The sequence below is a fragment of the Bacillus sp. BS3(2021) genome, from assembly GCF_021043345.1.
GTDB lineage: Bacteria > Bacillota > Bacilli > Bacillales > Bacillaceae > Bacillus > Bacillus paralicheniformis.
In genome coordinates this window covers 391,261-399,602 of the sequence record NZ_JAJNDM010000004.1, presented here as the reverse complement: position 1 = coordinate 399,602, position 8,342 = coordinate 391,261, and the positions used below count along the sequence as shown (strand labels likewise).

At 46.0% G+C, this 8,342-nt stretch carries 6 protein-coding genes; all 6 read right to left on the bottom strand.

The window, feature by feature from the left end:
• A partial coding sequence (locus LQ247_RS12045; RefSeq protein WP_231006105.1) for a ribonuclease YeeF family protein occupies window positions 1-920 on the bottom strand: 920 nt, incomplete at its 3' end.
• A gap of 151 nt (window positions 921-1,071) precedes the next feature.
• The gene (locus LQ247_RS12040) at window positions 1,072-1,632 is read right to left on the bottom strand and encodes an SMI1/KNR4 family protein (RefSeq protein WP_231006099.1); all 561 of its coding nucleotides are present in this window, start codon (window positions 1,630-1,632) and stop codon (window positions 1,072-1,074) included.
• A gap of 780 nt (window positions 1,633-2,412) precedes the next feature.
• Window positions 2,413-2,847 carry a DUF2243 domain-containing protein gene (locus LQ247_RS12035; RefSeq protein ID WP_020451523.1) on the bottom strand — a complete coding sequence of 145 codons (435 nt, stop codon included), beginning with the start codon at window positions 2,845-2,847 and terminating at the stop codon, window positions 2,413-2,415.
• A gap of 171 nt (window positions 2,848-3,018) precedes the next feature.
• Window positions 3,019-4,758, bottom strand: a complete 1,740-nt coding sequence (locus LQ247_RS12030; RefSeq protein WP_128822444.1) for a hydantoinase B/oxoprolinase family protein — start codon at window positions 4,756-4,758, stop codon at window positions 3,019-3,021.
• Complete coding sequence (locus LQ247_RS12025) at window positions 4,755-6,233, bottom strand: hydantoinase B/oxoprolinase family protein (RefSeq protein ID WP_023857640.1); 1,479 nt, start codon at window positions 6,231-6,233, stop codon at window positions 4,755-4,757. Before LQ247_RS12025 ends, LQ247_RS12030 begins: the two co-directional genes overlap by 4 nt.
• The gene (locus LQ247_RS12020; RefSeq protein ID WP_026579694.1) at window positions 6,230-8,335 is read right to left on the bottom strand and encodes a hydantoinase/oxoprolinase family protein; all 2,106 of its coding nucleotides are present in this window, start codon (window positions 8,333-8,335) and stop codon (window positions 6,230-6,232) included. Before LQ247_RS12020 ends, LQ247_RS12025 begins: the two co-directional genes overlap by 4 nt.
• Window positions 8,336-8,342: the final 7 nt, after the last annotated feature.

The following is an 8,342-nucleotide window of genomic DNA, read 5'->3' as shown; positions in this document are numbered from 1 at the left end:
CTTCCTTTAATTGCGTTGCCAAAATCACGAGCGCCTTCAATTTGATTGAAATATCGCTGTTGCCAAGGGGAAAGGTTCTCGTAGCCAATTTCTGTGGCCATCTCATAAAACTCTGAAGCCGTTGAAAAATTGTAATCATCAAGCTTCTTCTTTAGTTTAGCAATTTTATTATCCTGTTTGCTAACCTCGCTAGCTTCTTTTTCAAGCTTTGATCTCTTATCCAGCTTATCCAACATGACGCCCATCGCTGTGTCTTGTCCACCACGTAAAGCATCCATCTCATCCGGTTTTAAAATCGAGCCTTTTTGATAGCCGGTAATTTCAATTTTAGGCCCTGTGTACATTTTTTCAAGCCTGCTTATGTATCTCTGCATCGTTTCCAGGTCGTTTTCAGCGGTTTTAAGAGCGCTTGTCTGTTCCCTGTCGAACGTATGCAGCTTTTCAATTGTCTGATTGATTTCCTTTAAGGATTTCTGATTCTGTTCATGAAAATCGCTGTCATTCAAACCAGGCAAATCGACAATATGACTGACCTTCGCGATCGTGGCGTTCGATTTAGACACCAGGTGTTTGGTTGTTCGATTGGCCGCATTCAATCCTTGTTCTAGCTCGTGCTCAAGAAAGGTTTGCGAAATAAACCCGTTATGGTTTGGTTCCAGCGAATTCAATGCGGTTTTCATTTTCTTCAGCGTGGAACTGTATTCCTCTATGAAAGTATCATAGAACTGTAGAAAAGGGGTGTGGCACTCTTTGTAAAAGGCACGGATCGCGTCGCCGCCTTTTCCTTTTAAAGCATCATCTAGTGATGCGATTTCCTCAACGCTTTTTTGGACTTTGTCGAATTCGTCTGATTGATGTTTTAATTGTTCCAGGGTTTGATCAATGGCTTTGTGTAGCGCCTGAACATCCAAAGTCTTCATGGCACTCTCCTCTAATACTAAAGTTACAATCATTTTAGAGTTTACCACTTTATAGAAGTGAATTGGGGAATAAATCCTGATCATCCATGAAAATGATTCCTTAGAATTAGAAAAAAAAACTATTCAAAAAAGACGACCAAAAATCCGGTCGTCATGTTCTATAATAATTCTCAGCTGTGTAATATCTCCACTCCCAAAATGGCTGCCCATGACACATAACATATCGGTCTAAAAATATTTCAAAATTCAAATTAAGAGGCTTATACTCCAGACCATCCTCAAGTAAATAAAGATAGTTGGGATCTTTATCTTTAAGCTTGTCTTTGTCAATCATTAGATCACACTCTTCCAACAAATGTCCAATTGGAATACCGTTAACATCCGCATAAAATTCCTCATCTTTCAGTTCTGTATCAATTTCCTTGAGGTTAAATAAATGCAGACCTCCGCCAATATTCACTCCATCTAAAAGACTATCAAAAATTCTAGCTCCATTATGTAGAGTTAAAAATTTTTTATAATCATCAGGAAGAGATAATTGGTGATGTGTTTCGAAAGCTCGTATATCGCTTTGAGAGGCTCCGCTGCCAGAGAATGTGACAAGAGCATCTGTAATTTCACCTTCAGAGCCAAGAATCCTAATGACTCCATTTTGATCTAATAAGCTCTTTAAACCATGCACGGTATTCTGAACAAAACTTGTCAAGTGCATCCCCTCGCATTTACAGATTATTTATTTCTCCAACAACATGAATCTTTCTTATGAGCATCTATTTGAAGAGGAAGCAAATTGTTCAGGATGTCGTAATCATCACAAGTTTGTCTTTTAAGGATTTCCAATTACCGTATTATGTGAATTCGGATTAATTAAGGTTATTTTATTTAAAAGTTTAGGGGTACACAGCAGCAAACCAATAGCTGCATGAAACAGCCTCCTTGCAAATCTAAACCCCACTTTCACTTGAACAAAAGGTACAGTCTTATGCTCAAATGTTTCCTCTGAGGCACAACTAAATCACTCCAGAAATATAATATCTTTTATTTCCGCTCTAAATCTTTGCTTTTCACTTCCTTTAATATCTCCCTAAGCAACTGTTGAGTTTCCTCGTTTTGTTTGCGATTTATCTTGTTTTCCTTTACCAATACGATCATGTAATATAAAAATAAAATGATAGCAGAAAGGATAAGCAAATTAGGCAGCAGCACACTTAACATTTTATATGTAAACCTCCTATTAAAAGATGGCAGTCAAACGATATAAACACCTTTTTCCATTGAATATGTGAACCCCCTTTTTGCTTGAAGTGAACAGTTGCACTTTGCCGCGCTTTAAAAACTTGTTACATAAAACGAATTCTTCAAGCGGCGGTCACTGATCATATCAACTTTTAAAATGGAGTTTTTTATTTCTTCAAATTTTGACAAAAACAGGGCAGGTCTTGTTGAAACCTGCGCTTTCCCGAGAAATAATTGTGCGAGTCAAACCAATTTTTCATTTCTGTTTGCCTTTTCTGTAGATCAGCCATCCGGCCAGAATGATCAAAAGGCCTGATGCGTCATAGGCAAGGTCGAATAAGAGGCGGTTCGGGCTTAGTGGGTTGACGTGGTGAATCTGAAGAAGATGATGATTGATGATGCCCTCGAGGAAATTAAACCAGCCCGCTCCCAGCAAAGAGGCTCCCCAAAAGATGTGTTGCGGCCGGCTGCTGCTCAAGTCACCTCTGTTCCACAACAGGATCCCGCCGATAAAAAGAATGACGAGCGAAAACAGATGGAACAGTCCGTCGCTCATAATTTGGTGAGAGCGGTCTGTGTCCATGTACACGCTGTGCCATTGAAGCAATTGGTGAAAAACAATGCCATCGATCATGGCGATGATACCCACACCGAACAGAAAAGGTCCCCAAAACGCTTTTTTGTTTTTCATATGATTTGTCCTCCTTTACTTGCTAATCTGTTATGTACCCGCCGGCTTAAAAGATCAAACCGGTTATGTTTACATTCTCTCCTGAAAGCGATTGTCCTCTTTTTACCATATGAGTATTTAAAAAGCTGATCCGAAAAGGTGTCTTCATTCCTTTCAGATCAGCTTTTTTATTTATGAAAGGCGGGAAGCCCGCACACGATTTGTTTCCATTTCATTAATGGTAAGTGTCTCAGGGTCAATCACGACACCGTAATCTTGCAATGCTGATTCAATGCTGACAAACTCGTTGAAGACGTCGTCCAGCACCTTTTCGGGTTCACGTTCCAGCGGATTTCCCCAGCCTCCGCCGCCTGCACGGTAAAATTGGATGATGCCGGCCGCAGGCATTTTGACTTCAAAAGCCGTTTCCTCGATCTCTTTGGCTTCGTCTGTTCCATACCCGACGATCACCTTGTTGCTTGGTGCATGGCCAGCTCCGCAGAAGCCTTTTGTTGTATTTCGGACCCCTGCCATCATGACGCTTGTGCGGCTTTCCTTTAAGTGCTGGATCTGAACATCCAACCCGGGGGTGCCTCTCCATCGGCCTGCTCCCGTAAAATCGCTCGTATATTCATGCTTTAATACACGGCTCGGGTATTGAACTTCAGTCATTTCAATAGATGGCAGAATAACTCCTGTCATAACAGGCGGATAAAGCCCCCATCCGTCCGTTTCGTATGCAGCCCCCGCACCGCCGGTATAGCCGTAAAAATTCAGGTTCACCCACGGCTTCCCGTCGTCGTACTTTCCGTGGGAATAAGCGAGAGGAAGCTTATGGGCGTTCACTCCGACGCGTTTTGGCGCACATTGGGAAATGGCCTGGAGAACAGCCTCGGCTATTTCTGCTCCTACGCACGCAGTTGCGTGTCCGCACGGTGCCGGCAGCTGCGGGTTCACAACTGTTCCTACAGGCGCAGTTACTGTTACCGGATTCATATATCCTTCATTGATCGGAATATCCTCATCACAGCAAGTCGAAATACCGACAAAAGCAAATGAAGTCGTATTTGAAAGCGGGCTGTTGATGAAGCCCTTTACTTGCGGAGAGGAGCCGGTAAAGTCAATGTGAAGATCGCTGCCTTTGACGGTCACCGTTGCGCGAACCTTAATATCGCGGTTGCCTTGAAAGTCGTGGTCAGCAAATGTTTCACCGACATAGGTGCCGTCCGGCCAGCTGGTGATTTCATCGCGAACCCTGTTTTCTGTATATTGAATCCGGTTGTCAATGGCCGTAATCACCTTCTCGGCGCCATACTTATCCAGCATCGTTTGGATTCGGGAGGCAGCGACCTTGCATGCCCCGATCATCGCGTTTAAGTCGCCTTCAAGCCAATGGGAAAGCCTGTTGTTTGCAACAATTAAATCGAATACATCCCTGCGCTTTTCTCCCCGCTCATAAATTTTTAATGGCGGAATCCGCAGCCCGTCATGCCAAATGTCTTTTGAGCGCGGATTGTACCCTCCGGCAACCGGCCCTCCATTATCGGCCATATGGCTTCGGACAGCAGGAAGCAGGATCGGCTTGCGATTATAAAAAACCGGCATGACGATTGTCCAGTCAAGGCTGTGCGAGCCTCCATGATACGGATCATTCACCAGGAGAATATCTCCGGGATGAAGATCGTACCGAAAAGCGTCCAATAAATGGTCAACTGCGCCTACTACCGCATAAAGGTGCAGCGTACAGCCCGGGGCTTGCGCGACAAGGCGCGATTTTTTGCCAGAAAGGTCAAAGACGCCCGTCGTAAAATCGTGTGCTTCGTTAAACAATGGTGAACGGGCCGTTCTCGTAACAGTGGCGCTCATTTCCCTGGCAACCGCATCAAGGGAACCGCCGACCACCTGTGATAGAATAAAGTCCTGATTAATCATAGCTGCTCCTCCTTTTGAGAGTACGTAAAGACGAGGAGCTCGCCTTTTTTCACATGTTGGTTTACCGTGCTTTCATAAAAGATTTCGTCACGATCTCCCGTTCTTGACAGAGACCCGTATTCTCCCCTTTCACTAAAAGGCAGAAGAAGGTTGAAATAAATATCGTCCTCCTGGTTAAGCAGAGACACTTTCATTTCCTCCCCATTGTCCGTCCACTCCCGGGAAACCATTTTAAAACCGTGGTAAAGCTCCAATTCCTCTGCAGAGACAAGCATCCGTTGACCAAATAAAGCAGGCGGCCCGAAGCCTTTTGAAGCTGATGGATACCCGGGCGCCAAAACGATTGATTTCGTTTCAGCTTCAGCGCCAAGCTCCGGATAAAAAACGGCCTGCGGACCTGTCCCGTAAATCGGCGGAAATTCTTCATTCGTGCTTTGTCCGTTTTGAATGGCTTTATATACCGCTTCAGCGATGAAATGGCCGGTAATGCTTGGAGCTAATGCTGTCGCTGCAGGAAATTCCGGATCCAAAATCGTACCCAGCCTCGTCTTCGTTTGAAAAGGTTGAAGCGTTCCTTCATTGATCGGTATTTCATCGGCAATTCTCGCCAGGAACGGCCAAACGGCAAACGCCTTCGTTAAAGCGGCAGGCGAATTAACCGGCTTTACGGATTGCGCCGATGATCTGCTCAAATCGATTTCAACCGCATCGTCCTTCTTTGAAATTTGCACATGAATTGTACTCTTGCTTCCTTCGGAAACTTCAAACTCCTGGACAGCGCTCATTTCTGTTTCAGGCAGATAAGAGACATGGTGCTCAACCCTTTTGCGGCTGTATTCAAACATGCTGTCGATCGATTCGGTCACTGTTTTCTGGCCGTAGCTGCCAAGAAACGTTTTCAATTGCTGTTTGGCGCCATGCAAACATGTATACATGGCTTCCAAATCCGCTTTAAAAGAAGCGGGCACCCGGCTGTTTGATAATAAGAAACGAAGAATATCGGTCTGCAGAACGCCTTGCTTATAAAGCTTAACAGGTGTAATTCTGATATTTTCCTGCCATACTTCAAATGCATCGGGATGGAATCCGCCCGGATACTCGCCGGCCAAATCGATCATCTGAGCGCGGACAGCAGGGAAGAGTACGAGCTCCCCTTCAAGAAATAACGGCGCCGCCATGGTGAGCGACTGTCCTTTCGTTCCGCCGCTGTATGGATCTGCGACGAGCAACACATCTCCATCTGCGATATCAAATGAAAAATAGTCGAACAGATTTTCCACGCTTTCTTTTAATGCGAACAAATGTTCAGGCTCATATTGATGTTGAACCGCGATTTTCAGCTCATTCGTAAAAATCGCTGTAGCAAATGCCCGGTCTTGCGAAAGCAAAGAGGAACGGGAGATTCGCTGCAAATTATCCCCGATTTCTCTGCCGATCGATTGCAGCTTGCTATAAAGAATTTGAGCTTGGATCATGCATTTCCACCTCTAGTCGCCTGCTGAGAGTGCTTTACTTCAATGACACAGTTGCGGTAAGAATCGATTAGAGCCTCATGTCCCGGATAAACAACAATGGTCGTACCCCATTGCTCAATGATGGCCGGACCGACAATCAAGTTGCCCGGCTCAAGCATTGATCCGTTGAAAATAGGCGTCCTCGTCGGTTCGATGTCAAAATACATATCGCGCTCACCTGTTTTCGCTTTTAAAGGGTCCTCCTGCTCAAACGGCTCCTCTTTAAGCTTTAACGGCTCTCTGACGCCAACCAGGTCAAGGCGGAGATTTAAAATTTCAATGTCGTGCTCGGGATCTTTATGGGCAAACATTCTTTCATGAAGGTCATGGAAATCTGCCGCCGTTGCTTCAAGATTCAATTCTGTAATCCTCCGCGTCCTCGATTTTACCGGTACGGTTACTTCATGGACTTCCCCGGCGTAGCGCATATCGATAAAGCGGCGGGTTTCATATTGATTGGTGACCGACTGGCCTCCAAGTTTTTCGCGGGCCGTCTGTTCCATCTTTTCAAAATCGGCATTCATCGCTTGCAGGTCAACGTTTTTCAGACTTTCAAAGCGCGTCCTGAGCTCCGTTACTTTAAGGTTTGCTGCCACATCGCCGAGCGCACAGAAGACCGGGGCAAGGGACGGAACAATAACGGTTTTAATGCCGAGGTCTTCCGCCTGCTTGCCTGCATGGATGGCTCCGGCGCCGCCGACAGCCATTAGGGCGAAATTCCTTGGATCATGACCCCGTTGTGTCGTCACAAAGTGGACTGCATTTGACATATCGCTATTGACGATTTGTGAGATTGCAAGAGCGGCTTCTACTGTCGAAATTCCGAGCGGATCGGCAATCTGTGTGCGGATCGCCTTTTCAGCCAGTGAACGGTCAAGCTTCATTTCTCCGCCTAGAAAGTTATCTGGGTTAATATAGCCTAAGAAAACATTCACGTCCGTAACTGTCGGTTCTTCTCCGCCTCTTCCGTAGCAGGCCGGCCCCGGATTGGAGCCTGCGCTTCGCGGGCCGACTTGTAAAGCTCCGCCGCTGTCAATCCAGGCGATGCTTCCGCCGCCGGAGCCGATCGTGTGAATATCCATCATCGGCAGGGCAACCCGGTATCTGCTGATCCAGTTCTCAGTCGTTATCGCCGGATTTAACTTTTCGATAACCGAGACATCGTAGCTTGTTCCGCCCATGTCTACGGTAATGACGTTCTCGTAGCCCGATTTTTCTCCGATAAAGGAAGCAGCCGTCACTCCTCCGGCTGGACCTGAGAGAAGGCCTCCTGCGGCAAATTTTCCGCTTTGAATGACATTTTGGACCCCGCCGTTAGATTGCATGACAAACAGTTCTCCGGCAAATCCGTCTTCGCGAAGCCGTTCGTCAAGATGGTTCAAGTAGCTTTGCATGGAAGGGCCGGTAAACGCGTTGACAATGGTCGTGCTCACCCGTTCAAATTCCCGAATCTGCGGCAGCACTTCATACGATAACGATACAAACATGCCGGGAGCTTCCTCTTGAATAATCTCTTTAACGCGGATTTCGTGCGAAGGATTCATGAAGCTGAACAGAAAGCATACAGCAATCGCCTCGATCCCCTCTTGGATAAACCCTCGGACTGCCCGGCGGACGGCTTCTTCATCAAGCTCAGTTACGACATTTCCTGTATGATCCAGTCGTTCAGGAATCCCCACACGATATCTTCTTGGGACAATTTGATAAGGTGCTTCCAAGCGCGGAGAAAACACGCTTTCTTTGTACGCGCGGCGGAATTCGATTTCGTCCCGAAAGCCTTCCGTTGTGAGAAGCCCCACCTTTGCTCCGTTATATTCCAGCAAAGCGTTAGTGGCAACTGTTGTTCCATGGACCACTAATGGACTATTGGCTAACAGGTCCTTTACGTCTATTCCGATGATTTCAGCCATTTTTTTAATTCCGTTCATGACACCATCAGACTGATCAGGGGTTGAAGGCGTCTTCGTCGAAACCATTTTCCCTCCCTTGTTGACAGCCACTAAATCTGTAAACGTCCCGCCGACATCAATTCCAAATACCCATTGGTTTTTTTCATTCATCATTGAAAAC

Bases quoted from the DNA above. Each gene is read 5' to 3' on its own strand.
- LQ247_RS12040 (WP_231006099.1), bottom strand. From the start codon at position 1,632: ATGCACTTGACAAGTTTTGTTCAGAATACCGTGCATGGTTTAAAGAGC.
- LQ247_RS12035 (WP_020451523.1), bottom strand. From the start codon at position 2,847: ATGAAAAACAAAAAAGCGTTTTGGGGACCTTTTCTGTTCGGTGTGGGT.
- LQ247_RS12030 (WP_128822444.1), bottom strand. From the start codon at position 4,758: ATGATTAATCAGGACTTTATTCTATCACAGGTGGTCGGCGGTTCCCTT.
- LQ247_RS12025 (WP_023857640.1), bottom strand. From the start codon at position 6,233: ATGATCCAAGCTCAAATTCTTTATAGCAAGCTGCAATCGATCGGCAGA.
- LQ247_RS12020 (WP_026579694.1), bottom strand. From the start codon at position 8,335: ATGATGAATGAAAAAAACCAATGGGTATTTGGAATTGATGTCGGCGGG.